This is a genomic window from Mucilaginibacter sp. UYCu711, assembly GCF_050433825.1.
Lineage (GTDB): Bacteria > Bacteroidota > Bacteroidia > Sphingobacteriales > Sphingobacteriaceae > Mucilaginibacter.
The window spans coordinates 215943-232917 of the sequence record NZ_JBNPWM010000009.1; the positions used below are offsets into that span (position 1 = coordinate 215943).

The following is a 16975-nucleotide window of genomic DNA, read 5'->3' on the forward strand; positions in this document are numbered from 1 at the left end:
AATACAATCGATTATTTTATATTTGTATTATAAGGGGAGTATAATTATTAAACTAATATTGTAAATATGGAAGCCGTTGGAAAACTTACAAATATGCAGATAGAGTTATTGAAGTTATTTCAATATAATTTACCTGAAAGCCAACTTGCAGAAATTAAAAATATACTTGCAAAATATTTCGCAAAAACCGCCACCGAGGAAATGGATAAATTGTGGGATAAAAACGGATGGGATGACACCACCGTAGAGAAATGGACTAACGAACATTTAAGAAAAAAATAGTTTGTGATAGTGGTATTAGATATTAATGCGCTATTGGTTTCTATTCCAAAAAAATCAAAATATCGGCCTGTTTTAGACGCACTTATTGATAGCAAATTTGATTTGGTCATCAGCAATGATATCCTATCAGAATATATCGAGATCATTTCATCAAAAACAAGCGCTGTAGTGGCAAATAACATTGCCGAAATGCTCTTAAATCTTGCCAACCTACATAAGGTGGAGGTTTACTTTAACTGGAAATTAATACAAGCTGACCCTGACGACAACAAATATGTTGATGCCGCGATAGTTGGAGCTGCTGACTATATCGTAACAAATGACCAGCATTTCAATATTCTAAAATCTGTTGACTTTCCAAAAGTCCAGGTAATTACAGTAGAAGAGTTTTTGCACATAATTGAAGAATAACATACAGGCACAAGTCAGCCCGCCTTCGCTTTCCAGCAGACTAAGACTTGCGCCACGGAAAGTTTAATTATTAAAATACGCCTTCACTGTTGCAACATTTGTGCCGATATCTTTAACAACTTCGCGCAATCTTTCGGGTGTTACGTTAAATTTGTTGGCCCAATATTCAACCTCGTAATTCTCGTTAATGTTGATGAGATCTTTATCAGGTGTACCAACTTTATCCTTATTATCCATTTTTTATTTTATTAGTTAACATCTAACATCAATATGTTATAAATGGTTTTATTACAGCGGAATAATAAACTAATAAATAGCGACCCCGTGATAAAAAAAATACCTAAAAAAAACGCCGAAATGGTCTCCCCACTTCGGCATTTTTTTAGGCTATTGTAACCTATTTTTTCAAAGAGAAGATCCAGTCTATAATTTGCTTTGCTTCATCCGGCTTTAAGCTTGGATGCGCCGGCATAGTAACATCGCCCCAAACACCTGTACCACCATTGGTCATTTTGTCGGTAAGGTGGGTGTAGGAAGCCCGGTTTTTCTTGTACTTATTAGCCACATCGGCAAATGCCGGGCCAATCACCTTCTCGTTGGTTTTATGGCACGATTTGCAATCCATTGATAACATTAACGCCTTGCCTGCTGCAAATGGTAATGACGGATCAACAGGCTCGTCTAAACTGCCGGCAGCTATGTAAACAGGCTTACTGGCTACTGATGATGCTAATTTACTATCCTTAACAATTACGGTAGGTTTAAAGGTACCAGCTTTTGCATAAGTGTATTTTACCCATGGTTGGGTGGTTACCTTTTTAATACCGTTACCAAAGTTCCAGGTGTAAGTCATTTTATCATTTTCAGGATCGGTAGCTTTAACAGATAGTACTACCGTTAAAGGCAAACCGCCATAAACTTTATCAGCGGTAAGCTCCGTTATCTCGGGTGCGCGGTTGCCTGCGTTGTAAGCTATTTGCACTAAACCGGCTTCAGGGTTTTTCTTGAACCAGCCCGCGCCATACTCTAATACATACAGCTTGCCGTCAGGGCCCATTTCCATGTCTATCATGGTATTGAACCTGGCGCTATTCATAAATGGCTCCATTGATACGTAGTTACCCGCAGCATCCATAGTTACCGCTTTTATCCAGCCACGGATAAAGTCATATATAAATAACTTGTTATTGTAGTATGATGGTAATTTACCGGCAGACGTTTTGTAATCTTCCGAATGATATACCGGGCCGGCCATTGCCGTACGGCCACCCGAACCCAACTCGGGGAACTGCGGCGATACCGCGTAAGGGTACCATATAAACGCAGGCTGCGCTGGTGGCAGCTCGGTTAAACCGGTGTTATTTCTTGATTCGTTAAGCGGATGTTGCGGGTCAAAGGGCTCGCCAACCGCGCCGGTAGCATAATCATAACGGCGGTATGGATAGTTATTGCCGATAAAGAACGGATAACCAAAGTTACCTGCTTTACGCGCCTGGTTAACTTCATCATAACCGCGTGGGCCGTGGGTCTTTAAACTGTCGTTATTGGCATCCGGGCCAACCTCGCCCCAATATAAGAAACCATTGTGCTTATCAACCGAGATGCGGTAAGGGTTACGGTTACCCATTACATAAATTTCGGGGAGGCTTTTTGGCGTGCCAACCGGGAACAGGTTACCGTCAGGGATAGTATAAGTACCATCGGGTTTAATTTTTATACGTAATATTTTACCGCGCAGGTCATTGGTGTTACCAGAGCCGCGGCGGTCGTCATACTGCTCAAATCCCGGGCGGTCATCCAACGGGGCGTACGAGTATGAGTTAGGGATCTTTTTACCCTGAGGGGCAGGCTCATCAAACGGCGTAGTGTTATCGCCCTGCGAAACGTAAAGGATATGATCTTTACCAAAGGCGATAGAGCCGCCTGTATGGCAGCAGATCTCGCGGGTAGTCTTCACTCTCAGGATAACTTTTTCGCTTTTCAGGTTCAGTTTATTGTTTAAAAAAGTAAAGCGGGATAACTGGTTCACAGACTCAGCTACCGGGCTATAATAAACATAGATAAAGTGATTTTTAACATAATCAGGATCAGCCTGTACGCCTAATAAACCTTCTTCGGCATTTACACCTTTGGCAGTTAATACATGATCATATACCGGCAATTTACCAACCTGGGTAACTTTTTTAGTAAAGTGGTTATATAACATAAACTCGCCTTTGCGCTGAACGATCAACACGTCAAGGTTTGGCAGGATAGTCATTTCGGTAGGCTCATCAAGTGTGCCTACAGTAAGTTGTTTTTTGTTGAAACGATTTTCATCAGGTGCGCGTACGGTTGTTGCTTTAGCATAATTTAAAGGCGCATTTGTACCAATAGCATATTTGATACCGCCCAAAAGGTGCTGTAAAAACAACGGCTCGCTGTACGACTCGTCCGTATGGCCAAGGCCGGTGTAAAACACCCTGCCGTTTTCAAAAGTATGGTACCAGGCTATAGGGTGATTAGCACCCATTTTAAAAGCATCATCACTACCATTTTTATTATAAGTAAGTGATGATTCTTCCAGGTTTATTAATACGTGGATATCCGGGTTTACATTTTTGTAATGATACCACTCATCTTTACGTTTCCACTCATCAGGCAGCATACTGGTAGCAATAAAGTTTTTATCCTTTACGGTTAAAGTTGCCATTTGTTGTGCGGGGTGATGCGCGAACCAGCCGCCTATCATCCTGCCGTACCATGGCCAGTTATATTCGGCATCGGCAGCAGCGTGGATCCCTACAAAATTGCCACCGGCCTGCATGTAGCGTTCAAGGTCTACCTGTTGCGGGCCGTTTAACATATCACCGGTTGTACTGGCAAATACCAGGGCAGCATATTTTTTAAGATTGCTTTCGGTTATTTTATCGGCATCCGTAGTGGTATCAACCAGGAAACCATTTTCCTCGCCCAATTTCATTACTGCCAACGCAGCTAACGGAATAGAACCATGGTGAAACCCTGCGGTTTTCTTAAAAACTAATACACGTGGTTTTACTTGTGCTTCGGCATTACCTGCACTTAACAGTGCTAATAAAGTAATGCTTAAAAAGCTAAAGAGTCTCAATTTCATTGTTATTTAAAGTTTGTTTGCTGTTTTTTGGGTGTCGAATATATTCTCAATTCGCTGAAACGCGCTGTGATTTGGCTTTAGTGTAATTTAATGGCGTATTTTTACCGATGGCATATTTTATGCCGCCCAGTAAATGCTGTAAAAATAAGGGTTCGCTGTATGACTCGTCTGTGTGGCCCAAACCGGTATAAAACACTCTGCCGCCATCAAACTCATGGTACCAGGCAATGGGATGGCTGGCACCCATTTTAAAAGCATCATCACCCCCATTTTTATTATAGGTAAGTGATGATTCTTCTAAGTTTATTAATATGTGTATGTCCGGGTTTACGCTTTTATAGTGGTACCACTCATCTTTACGTTTCCATTCGGTTGGAAGCATGCTGGTGGCTATAAAGCCTTTATCAACTACGGTTAAAGTAGCCATTTGCTGTGCCGGGTGGTGGGCAAACCAACCACCAATCATTTTGCCGTACCATGGCCAGTTGTACTCGGCATCTGCAGCTGCATGGATGCCTACAAAGCCGCCACCAGCCTGTATAAACCTTTCCAGGTCTGCCTGTTGAGCCGCGTTTAAAACATCACCTGTTGTGCTTGCAAAAACAACAGCGGTATAATTCTTTAAATTACTTTCTACAATTTTACCGGCATCCGTAGTTGTATCAACCACAAAACCGTTTTCCTCGCCCATTTTCATAACTGCCAATGCAGCCAGCGGAATAGAACCATGGTGATAACCTGCCGTTTTCTTAAAAACTAATAAGCGTGGCTTTACCTGCGCATTAGCAATGCTTATGCTTACCAGCATTGCTAAAAAAGCAACACTTAAAAAGCTAAAAAACTTTACTTTCATGTTTACTAAGAATTTATATTGGTTGCTTATTTAAGTCCGCAATAGATTGCGAAGCTAAAAGTATTCAAATTCCAAACAAAACCTTAATAATCTTATAAAAAACAGCTAACAATGTGTAAATAATCTATTACACGCTTATCTCCAGCCGCCACCTAATGAGCGATATAGTTCTGCAACGGCATTCAAGCGTTCGGTTTTTATGGTTGCCAAAGCTAACTCGCTTTGTAAAACATTGCCTTGCGCAGTTATTACTTCCAGGTAATTAGCCATGCCGTTCCTGAATAATTGATTAGCGTTAGCGGTTGCCTTTTGCAAGGTGGCAACCCGGTTAGTGGCAATATCCTGTTCGGCTTTTAACTTATCTATTTTCACTAACGCGTCCGACACCTCGCCTACCGCGTTCAGTACGGTTTGCCTGAATTGGATAACCGTTTTCTCGCGGTTGATCTTAGCAACTTCGTAACTGGTTTTTAACTCTTTATGATTTAACAACGGCTGCAATACGCTACCTGAAACAATACCAAATAACGAAGCCGGAATGTTAAACCAGTTGCTTGCTTTAAATGAATTAACACCACCGCTGGCAGTTATCCGCAAAGCGGGATACATTTCGGCCTGGTTAATACCTACGTTGGCATTGGCTATGTTTAGCGCCAGCTCGCTGCTTTTAACATCGGGCCTGCGGCTTACAATGGCTGATGGTAAACCGGCAGGTAAATTATCCGCGAAAGCGATATCATTTAACGTTTTGTTGCGCGTGATGCTATCAGGCAACTCGCCGGTTAAAATGCGTAAAGCGTTTTCCTGCAAAGCGATGTTTTGCTCAAACTGCGGGATCAATTGCGATGCGGCTTGTTGTTGCGCTTCGGCTTGTTGTACAGCCAACAGTGTAACCTGGCCGGCATTATATTGTAGTTTGATAATACGCAGGGTGCTATCATTCAGCTTCACATTATTTTGCGCGGTTTGTAATTGCGCATCCAGCATCAGCAGGTTATAATAACCCTGGGATACTGATGCCACTAAACTGGTTTGAATAGCTTTTTTAGCTTCGGTAGTTTGCAGATAAGCAGCTAACGCAGCTTTGTTCTGGTTACGGATCTTGCCCCAGATATCAGCCTCCCATGACAGGGCCAGGTTGGCCGAGTAATCCTCGATATGGTTAGTACCGATATTAGCATTAGCTAAATTGATACCGTTGAAGCTATTATCAGACGGACGGTTACTGCTGGCAGTAACATTTAAGCCAACAGTTGGTACGTAGTTCCATTTAACCTGTTTAACCAATAGCTGCGATGCTTCAATGTTTTTTATAGCTAATTGCATATCGTAATTTTTTACGATGGCGCTGTCTATCAGCTTTTGCAATTCAGCATCGGTAAAGAAGCTTTTCCATGGGATATCAGCAATGCTGGTGGTATCGGTGGTAACAGTAGCGTTTCTGAACGCCGCGGGCAATGCGGCCTGCGGGGTTTTAACGTCTTTTGATACCGTACAGGCGCTAAGCACCAGTACAGCCATCAAAACAACGTATTTATTTATCGTATTCATGATAGTTATCTTATTTAAATTATACCAGTTCTGGTTTTGTAATGGCCGGTATAGTTACGCCATGCCGGTGATGATGATCATCGTTTTCTTTATCGGTTTCAAATGGTACGCCGGTAACTTTTTCCTGCAGATGCTGGAAGATCACAAACAATACCGGGATAATGAACAAGCCTAATAATACACCTGATACCATCCCGCCGGCTGCGCCGATACTGATAGAGTGGTTACCCTGTGCAGACGGACCGGTTGCGATACTCATGGGGAACAAGCCGAATACGAATGCCAGCGATGTCATGACGATAGGGCGCAGCCTTAATTTAGCGGCCTCTATTGCCGACGACACCAGGTCATGCCCTGCTTTTCTGCGCTGTAAGGCGAACTCGACAATCAGGATGGCATTCTTGGCAAGCAAGCCTATCAGCATGATCAACGCTACCTGAACGTAGATGTTGTTTTCAATACCGGTTAAGCCCAATACCACAAACACACCGAAGATACCTGTGGGGATAGACAGGATAACCGCTAATGGCAGGATGTAACTTTCGTACTGTGCCGCCAACAGGAAGTAAACAAACACAAGGCACATCAGGAATACGATGGTTGATTGACCGCCTGACGAGATCTCTTCACGTGTTTGGCCCGAGAATTCGTAGGCAAAACCTGTTGGTAATTCGTCTTTAGCGACTTCCTGGATGGCACGGATGGCATCGCCCGAGCTGTAACCGGGTTTAGGGATAGCGTTAACCTCGATAGAGTTAAACAGGTTATATCTTGACGCGGTTTCTGAGCCAAACACACGGGTTAATTTTACCAGCGTGTTAACCGGCACCATCTCGCCTTTAATGTTTTTCACAAACACACGGTCGATAGCCGAAGGATCTGTACGATCAGCGACATCAGCCTGAACAACCACGCGGTAGTATTTACCAAAGCGGTTAAAATCTGATGCCTGTGCCGTACCAAAGTACGCCTGCATGGTAGATAGTATATCCTTTACGTTTACACCCAGCTGGTTGGCTTTTTCATCATCAACCTCTAATTGTAGTTGCGGGTAATCTGCTTTGTAAGAAGTGAAGGCAAAGGCTATCTCCTTTTTCTGCATCAGCTTGCCGATAAAGTTATTGGCAATACCGCTAAATTTATCCAGCCTGCCGTTGGTTTTATCCTGCAGCATTACGTCAAGCGCTTCTACGTTGCTAAAGCCCGGCACCGTTGGGAAACTAAACACGAAGAACGTACCGCCCGGGATCCCGCCCAATTTGCCCCTGACTATATTTTGGATATCGTCAATATTCTTGACGGCACCCCTTTGGTCGTTAGGTTTTAACAGCAGGAAAATTACCCCTGCTGATGGACTGCTTGATTGTGTCAGGAAGTTAAAGCCCGACAGCGCCGTAACAAACCTTGCCGACGGTAAAGTTTTTAACTGATCTTCGGCTTGCTTGAATGTTTTATTGGTGGCATCTAACGAACTACCTGATGGCGTTGAAACCGCTATGGCCACAAAGCCCTGATCTTCCGTAGGGATAAAGCCGGATTTGGTGGTAGTAACCAGGTAAACAGTGGCAACCGCAACTAAAGCAAGGCCCGAAATAGCAACCCATCTGTTCTTGATCAGCGTTTTAACACCGCCGATGTACTTATCGGTCATGTAGTTAAAGCTGCTGTTAAAGCCCGCGTAAAATTTCTCTGTAAAGCCTTTTTTTGGTGCATCTTTACCGTTTGCTGTATGTTTATTCTTTAAGAATAAGGCTGCCAATGCAGGGCTTAAAGTTAAAGCGTTAACAGCCGATATCAGGATAGCTATAGCCATCGTCAACGCAAACTGGCGGTAAAATATCCCGGTAGACCCGGTCATGAAGCTTACCGGTAAAAACACGGCCGCCATAACCAGCGTAATAGATATAATCGCGCCTGTAATTTCATGCATAGCCTCCGTGGTTGCCGCTCTTGGCGTAAGGCCCGGGTTGTGCTCCATTTTGGCATGCACCGCCTCCACGACAACGATGGCATCATCCACCACAATACCAATGGCCAGGACGAGCGCGAACAACGTTAAGAGGTTAATAGAGAACCCAAACAGCTGCATGAAAAAGAACGTACCTATAATAGCAACCGGAACAGCAATAGCCGGGATCAATGTCGACCTGAAATCCTGCAGGAATATAAACACTACGATGAACACCAATATAAAGGCCTCTATCAAGGTATGTTCAACCTGGTTAATAGATTCGTCCAAATCGGTTTTGGTGCGATAGAACTGGTTATATTTTATGCCGACAGGGAAATCCTTCGACGCTTTTTCCATCAGCTTATCAATAGCTATCTGGATCTCGTTAGCGTTTGATCCTGATAACTGTATCACACCTATAATAATACCATCGTGGCCGTTAAGATGGGTAGCGCTGGTGTATGAATAAGTGCCCAGCTCAACACGGGCAACATCTCTTAAATGCAATACAGAACCATCTGCATTGGCGCGGATAGCAATGTTTTGATATTCTTCGGGCTTGGTAAGCTTGCCTTTGTATTTAATTACATATTCAAAAGCTTCTTTACTTTGTACGCCAAGTTTACCCGGCGCGGCCTCTAAGTTTTTATCCTGTATAGCTGCCATAACTTCGGCAGGGGTAATTTTATACGTTGCCATTTGGCCGGGGTTTAGCCAAACACGCATGGAGTAATCTTTAATACCGCCAAATACGCTGGCAGAACCTACACCCGGGATCCGTTTAATTTCCGGAATGATGTTGATCTGTACGTAGTTGGCAATAAAAGTCTGGTCGTACTTCTTAGGGTCCTCGGTATAAACGCCTATGGCGCCAATAAAGCTGTTTTGTTGTTTGGTGGTGGTTATACCATACTGTACCACTTCGGCAGGTAACTGGCTGGTAGCCTGCGATACCCGGTTTTGAACGTTTACCGCCGCCTGATCGGGGTCGGTACCTTGTTTAAAGTAAACGGTGATGCCTAAGGTACCGTCATTACTGGCGGTTGATGTCATGTAGGTCATGCCCTCTACGCCATTTATTGCTTCCTCTAAAGAGGGGGTTACCGAACGCAAAATGGTTTCGGCGTTAGCGCCCGGGTATACAGCTGTTACCAATACCGCCGGCGGGGCAATATTTGGAAAACGCTCTAAGGGCAATTTGGTAAGGCCCAGCACACCCACTATCACCAGTAATATGGAGATAACGGTTGCCAGCACAGGCCTTTTTATGAATATTTTGAACATGATTTCTGAAATTTGTAGTGGTAATTAGTTTTTAGCAACTTTCTCTGCTGCTTTTTGCGGGGCTATTTTGGTGCCTTCCTGTAGTTTGTCAATACCGCTCAGTACAATCTGGTCGCCGGCTTTTAAGCCGTCTTTAACAATGTAGTCCGTACCGTTTTTACCGCCTATGGTGATAGGCACTTTCTTAACCTTATTGCTGTCAGCCAGGGCAAACACAAAGATCTTGTCCTGCATCTCAATAGTGGCCGACTCAGGCACGGTCAACGCATCAGCATGTACCAGGCTTAAACGGATCTTGCCGGTATTGCCCGAGCGTAGTAAACCCTGCGCGTTTGCAAAGCTGGCACGTACGGTAATGGCACCGGTAGTTTTATCAAACTGGCCGTCTATCATATCAATTTTACCTTTAATAGCGTATTCGCTGTTATCGGCCAATAATAAAGTTACAGCCGGCAGGTGTTTGATCTTGTCTTTTAGCGTTAAGCCGGTATATTGGTCTTTAAAGCCAACAAAATCCTTCTCGCCAAGCGAAAAGTAAACATGCACATCATGCACGTCGCTTAGTTGCGTTAAAGCCTCAACATCCTGTGGCGATACCAGGCTGCCTTGTTTCTTTAACAGGCGGCCTATATAACCGCTTACCGGGGCTTTAATAGTGGTATAACCTACGTTGATTTGCGCGGTTGATACATTTGCCTTAGCCGACTCGATATTGGCTTTTGCAATTTGTAAAGCGGCTTTGGCGGTTTTAAGCTGATAGTCAGATACAACTTTATTAGCAACCAATGGGGTTAATTTTTCTACTTCTAATTGGGCGTTGCCCTGAGCTGCTTCGGCGGCGTGCAGACTGGCTAACGCGTTATTTAAAGCAGCGCGGTACGGCTGGTCGTTGATCTTAAATATTGGCTGACCGGCACTTACTAAAGCGCCTTCGTCAACAAATACTTTATCTAACGCGCCGCTAACCTGCGGGCGAATTTCGACGTTAACCGTACCTTCTATGGCTGCAGGATATTCCTGGTAAGTAGTTACCGTGCTTGATGCAACAGTTTGTACCGGTAAAGCCGGTGGTGGCGGCGCTGGTGCGGCGGCGGGCGATGATGAGCAGCCTGCTATAAACAGCAGCGCTAATAAAGCTATCGCGATAGCTATAACACTATTAATTTTTTTAACAGTGTTAAATGAAAGGGATGATTGTGGAATTGTCATGGTTACTTATTTTAATGGTAGATCTTAAATTTGTTTTTATTTAACACTGTTAAATTTTTTAACAATGTTATTTTTGCTGTAAAAAAATTTATCCTTTTAGGGACTTTGTTATCCTTTTATTGAGCGGATAATGCCGCTGATAGCGGTCTTTAATATTTCCTGGTTAGTTTCGTCGCTGTTACCACGATTAACCATATTGATAGATATCAGGCCGTGAATTACCGACCAGAACGTGTAATATTTAATACAAACCTCGTCTTCGGTACCTACGTGCGGCAGCATCAGCTCTACAATCACGTCCCATATCAGGTCGGTAGGTATTTCAGATTCGGGCATTTTCTTAGCCATCTCGCAACAGCTGGTTTCAACACCGTACATCACCTGGTACAATTCCTTTTCGGCAAAGGCGAAGTTCCAATATGCCAGCCACATGGCTTCCAGCTGTTTGGCCGGTAAGCGGTGTTTGGCTTTCGCTTCTTCAAGTTGTTTGGCTAAAAGCAGAAACCCCTTGCGGGTAAGCTCTAATAATATGGCCCCCTTGTTACTGTAGTATTCATAAATAATAGGCGCGGTATATTCTATCTCGTCTGCTATCTTACGCATACTTAAGGCATCCCATCCCCCCTCTTTTACAATCTTTAAAGAAGCATCCAGTATATTGCACCTGGTTTCCTCTTTTAAACGTAATATCCTGTCTTTACTTGCCATTGCTTTTGGGCATTAATTTATTTAACACTGTTAAACGGTACAAATGTATAACGATATTTCATACACCGTATCATTTATTTGTCATTTACTTAACAGTGTTAGATTTTTTAATGGGTGTATTATTGGGTGATGGAATTCTCTACCTCTTTTTGTCATTTCGATACGAGGAACGAGTGAGAAATCTTAAACGCTTTGCTACCTGTCGCTCGTATAAGATTTCTCGCTACGCTTCGAAATGACAGCGTGATTATAGGCCGGCTATCGGATAGCCAACTGCTTTTCAAAGAACGTGTATTATAAGCCACCACCTTGCGCTCGTCAGCGTTTGTTAATGCTTACGCACTACCCGGGGCCCATCACTATCAGTTAAAGGTCTGCCTGAACTCCAAAGGCGAAAGCCCGGTCTTAGCCTTAAACAACCTACTGAAAGACTGCGGATGATCGAAACCTAACTCGTACGATATCTCGCTTACTGACAGTTCTGTGGTCGAGATCTTTTCTTTGGCCTTCTCCAGCATTTTGTCTTGTATATGCTGTTGGGTATTGCGCCCTGTGAGTGTTTTTAATAAACCGCTTAAATAATTAGGCGATATGTTTAATTTTTCGGCCACATACTGCACGCTGGGCGATCCATGCGCCAGTAAATCCTTCCCGTTAAAATATCCGTTCAGCAGATCCTCCAGCCTGTCAAGCATTTGATTATTCTCCATCTTGCGGCTAAGAAACTGGCGATTGTAAAATCTGTCAGAATAATTTAACAGTGTTTCTATATGCGATATAATGATGTCCTGGCTAAACCTGTCCATGTTGGCATTATATTCGGTCTGGATGTTTTGGATGATATTCATCATTATCGCCTCTTCCTTTTCCGTCAGCGCCAGCGCTTCATTTACCGCATAATCAAAATATTCATAGCGCCTTATTTGCTTGGCCAAAGGTGTGTTCCACAAAAAGTCGGGATGGATGTATAGTCCGCAACCGGTGGTTTTATTTGCTTCGTCATACCTGGGCGGCGGACCAAACACCTGCCCTGGTGCCATAAAATACATAATGCCACCTTGGGTTTGGTATTGCTGCTGCCCATACCTGAAACCATTGCCCGGATGTCTTTTTAACGTTAAGGTGTAGAAATCAACCGTGCGGCTCACCGGCGGATCCATCATTACCCACCTCACATCGGCCATGTCAACCACGCTGATCAGCGGATGCTCCGGCCGGGGCAAACCAGCCAGGTGGTGATACTCTTCAATAGTACGAATGCGGTATGGTTCTGTTGCTGACATGATATGATTGTTATTGATCTGCAATTACTTATTTAACAATACAAATGTAGGGGCATTAACCAAAATAAAAATAACCGGATACACGCAAGTTGTAACAAAATCTAAGAATGGTGATTTGGTGCGATGCTTAAGCTTTTCTTGATCAGTTAATATTTGAGTATTTAAGAGCGCTAAGCCTAATCACTAATCAACCAATCTCTAATCACTATCATAGCGTTGCCTGCGGCCCACGCTGTACGCTCATACGGCGCAGGGCCGGTATCCGCTGCCATCGTTAACGCGGCCGGTGCGCATGGCCATTGTCTGAACCATGATTTTTAGGATTTGAGGATTGCCATGATGTAGAGACGCAAAGCATTGCGTCTCTATGAAAAATGTGCGAGGGCAATGCATAACCTCCTAATATTATTATATTAGTATAAACTAAAATATATGCCGACACCAGCTGCTTTTAAACAGTCTTTATACATGCTATTACAGTCACATATTGACGAAGTTAGGCCATTAAATATGGATTGGATATGTAGCTTTTGTCGTGATGGTCATACCGGGAATTTATTAAAGAAAGTAACCGCTATAAAGACCGACGTACCCTCGGGCGACCTAAAGGCTGATATTGGTTTATTTACTACCAATATGCAGCTTTTTGCAGCAATACACATTTCGAAAAACAAAAAAGTTAAGGAAGATACCCTTGCATATTATCTTTCTAAAGACATTATATATATTCAAATACAGCCTAATGAAGACTATGTAATAACAACGATTGAGCAACCTTTTTGTGTAGGCACTTGCCTGAACCCTAAATGTACAAAGTGTGGTAGTTTTCAACATGAAAAAAGTCTTTTTATTATAGATTCTGAATGCTGGAAATGCGATGGTAGTATGAAAATCGCGATATTAAGCGCTCCCTCCTACTGCTCAGGACCCGATACTTTTACTGACGACCAATTAACTTTTGCTCGTTCAAAAGGAGTAATTATTCGAAACAATTATAGTAAAACGGTTGGCCACAGTTATTTGTCTAATACTTGCCCACATTGTGAAGTACTCACAGGTGATCATTATTTATGGGAACATCTAAGCGAGGCTATGTATGGCAACTTAACATATGAGCGTTTTCCAATGGGCTATTTTTGTGAAACTTGTCGCTGGAGGAATGAGGATTAGTAATTGACGGTGCACTAACACGCTTGTCAGTCTTTTATATTTATCCACTCTTTCTCAATGGTCGAAACCGAATAATCCTTTATCCCCGCCCATTTATTAACATGGTCTCTAACGGAAAACGCTCCTCGGTACTCTGTGTAAAAATGAAGACGATTACGTTTTTCATTAATTTCTTTTAATTGATATATAAAAATTTCATCTAAACCAATAATGCTTTGATAAGCTTTACTTAAAGTGGTTGAAAAGTTTATCGTCGGCAAATGATTGGGCAATCCCTCAAATATTAAGTGTTCAGATGGACCGTTAATGACATTGGTTATAGCTAAAAAATCATTGATTTTAATAGGAACCCCGCTTTTTTGTAAGTTATAAAGAGTAGAGTTCTGCGAAGTTTTCTTTAATTGGTGAACGAGGTAACCGTTTCTAATTAACATAGCTTTGTTATAATTTTCATAAGCCACGCATATTTTAATATAATCGATCAGTTTCTCGTAGTAACTCGCATTCCAATAAATTTCGGTTCTTTCATTAGCTGAAAGTTGCTTTGCGTATTCATCAAAATATTTAAATAAATACACACTTTTAATTGTACGATACGCATTCCCAAATAACTCAACCATTAATCTGGTCCGCTTCTCCCCTAAATTGTAAGCGTCCAACTCAAATAGCAATTCTTTTTTTTCCATTATTATATGAATATGCAAAGCTATAAGTTTGCATACTGCAATATTTTATGAATGAATTCGAAACTCACTCCACCAGCTTTATAACTATCCGTTATAGTAATTAAATTACTGGTAGTTCCCATTCCACTAACTAAAAAGGAACTTATTTTATTTAGTAAAGTTGTTGAATCTTCTTTTTTTCCATTTTTTATTAGTTGTAATAATTCGTTTAGGTCATTTTTCAAATTATCTAGATTCATGCTATCAACAGTTTTGTTTATAATTTTTAAATCTTCATTTGTAATAGCTTCTGTTTTTAGAAAATCACGGCTAATGGTTAAGTCGAAAAAGTTATCGGCATACATACTTTCGTTTCTTGGGAAACTCCCTTCTTCTACCTTTTTTGCAATACATTTAAAGCCAAAACAAATCTGATGATGAATATTGAAAACTATTGCGGATCTTTTCTCAAGGTGGTTATATAATACTTGTATTTGACCAGGAGGAGTAGTGGAAACTAAACCTGCGAACCCTGTTGGAATAAATGGCTTATCTTTGAATTTGATAATATCTGGAATATAATTTGGAGGAAATAAGACGGCTATAACAGATCCACCACGCACACCGTAATCATCGCAAAAAATAATTTCATCGCCATTGACAACGCACTTTGTTTCAGCACCCGGTGGCCGTTTTAAAATTCTCTTCTCTTCAAATACCTGAAATGGAAAAAAATCCGCATCGCTATGCTTTTTTGTTTGTCCCGTTTGAAATGTCCATTGCAAATATTCCCCCATTATTTGGAAAACTGTAACTTTTCCATGAACGTCTATTTGTTCAATTACTAATAATTCGGTTATCATATTTGATCATTTAGTAAAGCTGTATTTTGAAATTAATCTTTCCATGGATACAATAAATTGGTCACCGGCCTTTTTCGGTCAGCTAAATATAATCGGATGTATAAATTTCCTTTATTTTTATTCAATGAAAAACTATACTGATCTGAAAAAGTGAGAACTTTGGTTTCATTCGCCGCTACAACTATGTTACAACATTCCTCAGAGCCAGTATTTATAGATTTATAACCGTCTTCAGATTTCTTATTTTTTGCCCAAAACAAATCATAATTTATTATGGTAACAGATTTAGTGTATAAATTAGTAATATGAATTTGATTATCTATTCCAGAAGTTAATAGCGTAAAAATTCGGAATCTATTTTCCCAAGTTTCTTTGAATTTTAAAATAGCAAGAAGGGTGGAAACCAAGCCACTATATATTGCAATTAGCGTAGTGTACATATGTGCGGTTATTTGGGTTGTTAAATATATAATATTTTGCAGGTATCCTGAATCATTTTTATTGGGACCGTCAGACGGGCAGCTTCGGGCGAAAGGCGGTAAAACAAGCTGGGTCGCGCGGCTGCAAGGGCATTGGTAATTTTGCCTGAAGCATGGGCCCCGCGCGCAACCGGCGGCAAAAGGACCGGGCCCTCGGTTTTACCGGCTTTGCAGCGCATAAGGCCTGTGCGGCAGAGAAGCATCCCGTCTGACTTGATTTATTCACCTATTGTTTGTTTTTTTTAAGGTGTTCATGAGATCGCTACGCTAAGTTTTTTGGTTACTTTTTTCATCAAGGAAAAAAGTAACAGCCTTAGCTGCAATTGAGCGCCGGCACGCGTTCAAATACGGCCAAAATCTTGTTTCACTCCTGAAACAAAAACCTTGTTTCAACCCTTCAAAACCGCTATTTCACAATTAGTTGATTATCAAATAAAAGCCACAAAATCTCACACAAAAAGCCTGACGTAAAAGTTGTTTCATTTTGTTTCACCAACTTTTTACAAAAAGCTAACTATCAAATAGTTAATTCACAATCTTGTTTCACTTGTTTCATTTGTTCCACCATTTCGTGAAACAAAACAAAGGGGCTAATCCTGGTCGGTTTTTATCAGGTTCCGTACATCAAACCCCTTCCCTGCTGCCAGCGCAACCAGGTGGTTATACGTCTGCGAATCCATTACCGGCTTACGCCCTAAAATCCATAAATACTTACGGTTAGGGTGACCAACTAAAGCGTAAGAGTAATCACGCCCCAAACCAATTATCCAGTACTTACCCTTAAACGGCCAGAAGAACTGCACCGCCAGCTTAGCGTTGGTTTTGGTATCGGTTACGGTGGCTTTGCCATTGGCTACTTTAACTTTGCCGTCTTTAATGCAGGTATTCTTAACGTGGATGCTGCCATCGTCGTTCAGGCTGTATTCGGCATAAGTATGGCTGCAGCCACGCTCAAAACTTTGCGGGAAAGCGGCTATCTCATACCACCTGCCCAGGTATTTATCCAACTCGACATATTGAACGGTAGCTAAGGGTTTGTCCTGTGCCTGTAACGTTAAAGCGGCAATACCCGCAAGCCCTAACATGGCCGATGTTGCTATGATCTCTTTCTTCATCTTCATAGTATAAGAACAGCCAAAAAGTGTTAAAAG

General features: G+C 42.0%; 15 protein-coding genes. 3 read left to right on the top strand and 12 right to left on the bottom strand.

Annotated features, from left to right (window positions below):
- Positions 1-66: 66 nt before the first annotated feature.
- Positions 67-282: a hypothetical protein gene (locus ABIB50_RS19290; protein ID WP_429382420.1), complete on the top strand. Its 216-nt coding sequence runs from the start codon at positions 67-69 to the stop codon at positions 280-282.
- Between the two features lie 3 nt (positions 283-285).
- Positions 286-693: a putative toxin-antitoxin system toxin component, PIN family gene (locus tag ABIB50_RS19295; protein WP_429382422.1), complete on the top strand. Its 408-nt coding sequence runs from the start codon at positions 286-288 to the stop codon at positions 691-693.
- A 63-nt stretch (positions 694-756) separates the two neighbouring features.
- Here the strand turns inward: ABIB50_RS19295 and ABIB50_RS19300 are convergent, their stop codons facing one another.
- The 8 genes from ABIB50_RS19300 to ABIB50_RS19335 form a co-directional block, all read right to left on the bottom strand.
- On the bottom strand, positions 757-930 hold the full coding sequence (locus tag ABIB50_RS19300; protein WP_429382424.1) for a DUF3606 domain-containing protein: 174 nt from the start codon (positions 928-930) through the stop codon (positions 757-759).
- A gap of 160 nt (positions 931-1090) precedes the next feature.
- Positions 1091-3808: a ThuA domain-containing protein gene (locus ABIB50_RS19305; protein ID WP_429382426.1), complete on the bottom strand. Its 2718-nt coding sequence runs from the start codon at positions 3806-3808 to the stop codon at positions 1091-1093.
- Positions 3809-3854: 46 nt separating this feature from the next.
- On the bottom strand, positions 3855-4661 hold the full coding sequence (locus ABIB50_RS19310; RefSeq protein ID WP_429382427.1) for a ThuA domain-containing protein: 807 nt from the start codon (positions 4659-4661) through the stop codon (positions 3855-3857).
- Positions 4662-4796: 135 nt separating this feature from the next.
- Complete coding sequence (locus ABIB50_RS19315) at positions 4797-6212, bottom strand: efflux transporter outer membrane subunit (RefSeq protein WP_429382429.1); 1416 nt, start codon at positions 6210-6212, stop codon at positions 4797-4799.
- Positions 6213-6231: 19 nt separating this feature from the next.
- A complete protein-coding gene (locus tag ABIB50_RS19320; RefSeq protein WP_429382431.1) occupies positions 6232-9447 on the bottom strand; it encodes an efflux RND transporter permease subunit in 3216 nt (1071 codons plus the stop codon).
- A 24-nt stretch (positions 9448-9471) separates the two neighbouring features.
- Positions 9472-10656 carry an efflux RND transporter periplasmic adaptor subunit gene (locus ABIB50_RS19325; protein WP_429382433.1) on the bottom strand — a complete coding sequence of 395 codons (1185 nt, stop codon included), beginning with the start codon at positions 10654-10656 and terminating at the stop codon, positions 9472-9474.
- A 108-nt stretch (positions 10657-10764) separates the two neighbouring features.
- On the bottom strand, positions 10765-11364 hold the full coding sequence (locus ABIB50_RS19330; RefSeq protein ID WP_429382435.1) for a TetR/AcrR family transcriptional regulator: 600 nt from the start codon (positions 11362-11364) through the stop codon (positions 10765-10767).
- A 362-nt stretch (positions 11365-11726) separates the two neighbouring features.
- Positions 11727-12647, bottom strand: coding sequence for a helix-turn-helix domain-containing protein (locus ABIB50_RS19335; RefSeq protein WP_429382437.1), 921 nt, complete (start codon positions 12645-12647; stop codon positions 11727-11729).
- A 432-nt stretch (positions 12648-13079) separates the two neighbouring features.
- Between ABIB50_RS19335 and ABIB50_RS19340 the strand changes: the two genes are divergently transcribed.
- Positions 13080-13817, top strand: coding sequence for a hypothetical protein (locus ABIB50_RS19340; RefSeq protein ID WP_429382439.1), 738 nt, complete (start codon positions 13080-13082; stop codon positions 13815-13817).
- Positions 13818-13843: 26 nt separating this feature from the next.
- Here the strand turns inward: ABIB50_RS19340 and ABIB50_RS19345 are convergent, their stop codons facing one another.
- The 4 genes from ABIB50_RS19345 to ABIB50_RS19360 all read right to left on the bottom strand — a co-directional run bounded on the left by ABIB50_RS19345 (position 13844) and on the right by ABIB50_RS19360 (position 16945).
- The gene (locus ABIB50_RS19345; RefSeq protein WP_429382440.1) at positions 13844-14503 is read right to left on the bottom strand and encodes a hypothetical protein; all 660 of its coding nucleotides are present in this window, start codon (positions 14501-14503) and stop codon (positions 13844-13846) included.
- A gap of 20 nt (positions 14504-14523) precedes the next feature.
- Positions 14524-15345, bottom strand: coding sequence for a hypothetical protein (locus tag ABIB50_RS19350; RefSeq protein WP_429382442.1), 822 nt, complete (start codon positions 15343-15345; stop codon positions 14524-14526).
- A 32-nt stretch (positions 15346-15377) separates the two neighbouring features.
- Positions 15378-15785, bottom strand: a complete 408-nt coding sequence (locus ABIB50_RS19355) for a hypothetical protein (protein WP_429382444.1) — start codon at positions 15783-15785, stop codon at positions 15378-15380.
- Positions 15786-16414: 629 nt separating this feature from the next.
- Positions 16415-16945, bottom strand: coding sequence for a lipocalin family protein (locus tag ABIB50_RS19360; protein WP_429382445.1), 531 nt, complete (start codon positions 16943-16945; stop codon positions 16415-16417).
- Positions 16946-16975: the final 30 nt, after the last annotated feature.

Excerpts from the sequence above, each read along its gene's own strand:
- ABIB50_RS19335 (WP_429382437.1), bottom strand. The coding sequence starts at position 12,647 with ATGTCAGCAACAGAACCATACCGCATTCGTACTATTGAAGAGTATCAC.
- ABIB50_RS19350 (WP_429382442.1), bottom strand. The coding sequence starts at position 15,345 with ATGATAACCGAATTATTAGTAATTGAACAAATAGACGTTCATGGAAAA.
- ABIB50_RS19340 (WP_429382439.1), top strand. The coding sequence starts at position 13,080 with ATGCCGACACCAGCTGCTTTTAAACAGTCTTTATACATGCTATTACAG.
- ABIB50_RS19300 (WP_429382424.1), bottom strand. The coding sequence starts at position 930 with ATGGATAATAAGGATAAAGTTGGTACACCTGATAAAGATCTCATCAAC.
- ABIB50_RS19320 (WP_429382431.1), bottom strand. The coding sequence starts at position 9,447 with ATGTTCAAAATATTCATAAAAAGGCCTGTGCTGGCAACCGTTATCTCC.
- ABIB50_RS19360 (WP_429382445.1), bottom strand. The coding sequence starts at position 16,945 with ATGAAGATGAAGAAAGAGATCATAGCAACATCGGCCATGTTAGGGCTT.
- ABIB50_RS19355 (WP_429382444.1), bottom strand. The coding sequence starts at position 15,785 with ATGTACACTACGCTAATTGCAATATATAGTGGCTTGGTTTCCACCCTT.
- ABIB50_RS19315 (WP_429382429.1), bottom strand. The coding sequence starts at position 6,212 with ATGAATACGATAAATAAATACGTTGTTTTGATGGCTGTACTGGTGCTT.
- ABIB50_RS19290 (WP_429382420.1), top strand. The coding sequence starts at position 67 with ATGGAAGCCGTTGGAAAACTTACAAATATGCAGATAGAGTTATTGAAG.
- ABIB50_RS19345 (WP_429382440.1), bottom strand. The coding sequence starts at position 14,503 with ATGGAAAAAAAAGAATTGCTATTTGAGTTGGACGCTTACAATTTAGGG.
- ABIB50_RS19310 (WP_429382427.1), bottom strand. The coding sequence starts at position 4,661 with ATGAAAGTAAAGTTTTTTAGCTTTTTAAGTGTTGCTTTTTTAGCAATG.
- ABIB50_RS19330 (WP_429382435.1), bottom strand. The coding sequence starts at position 11,364 with ATGGCAAGTAAAGACAGGATATTACGTTTAAAAGAGGAAACCAGGTGC.
- ABIB50_RS19305 (WP_429382426.1), bottom strand. The coding sequence starts at position 3,808 with ATGAAATTGAGACTCTTTAGCTTTTTAAGCATTACTTTATTAGCACTG.
- ABIB50_RS19325 (WP_429382433.1), bottom strand. The coding sequence starts at position 10,656 with ATGACAATTCCACAATCATCCCTTTCATTTAACACTGTTAAAAAAATT.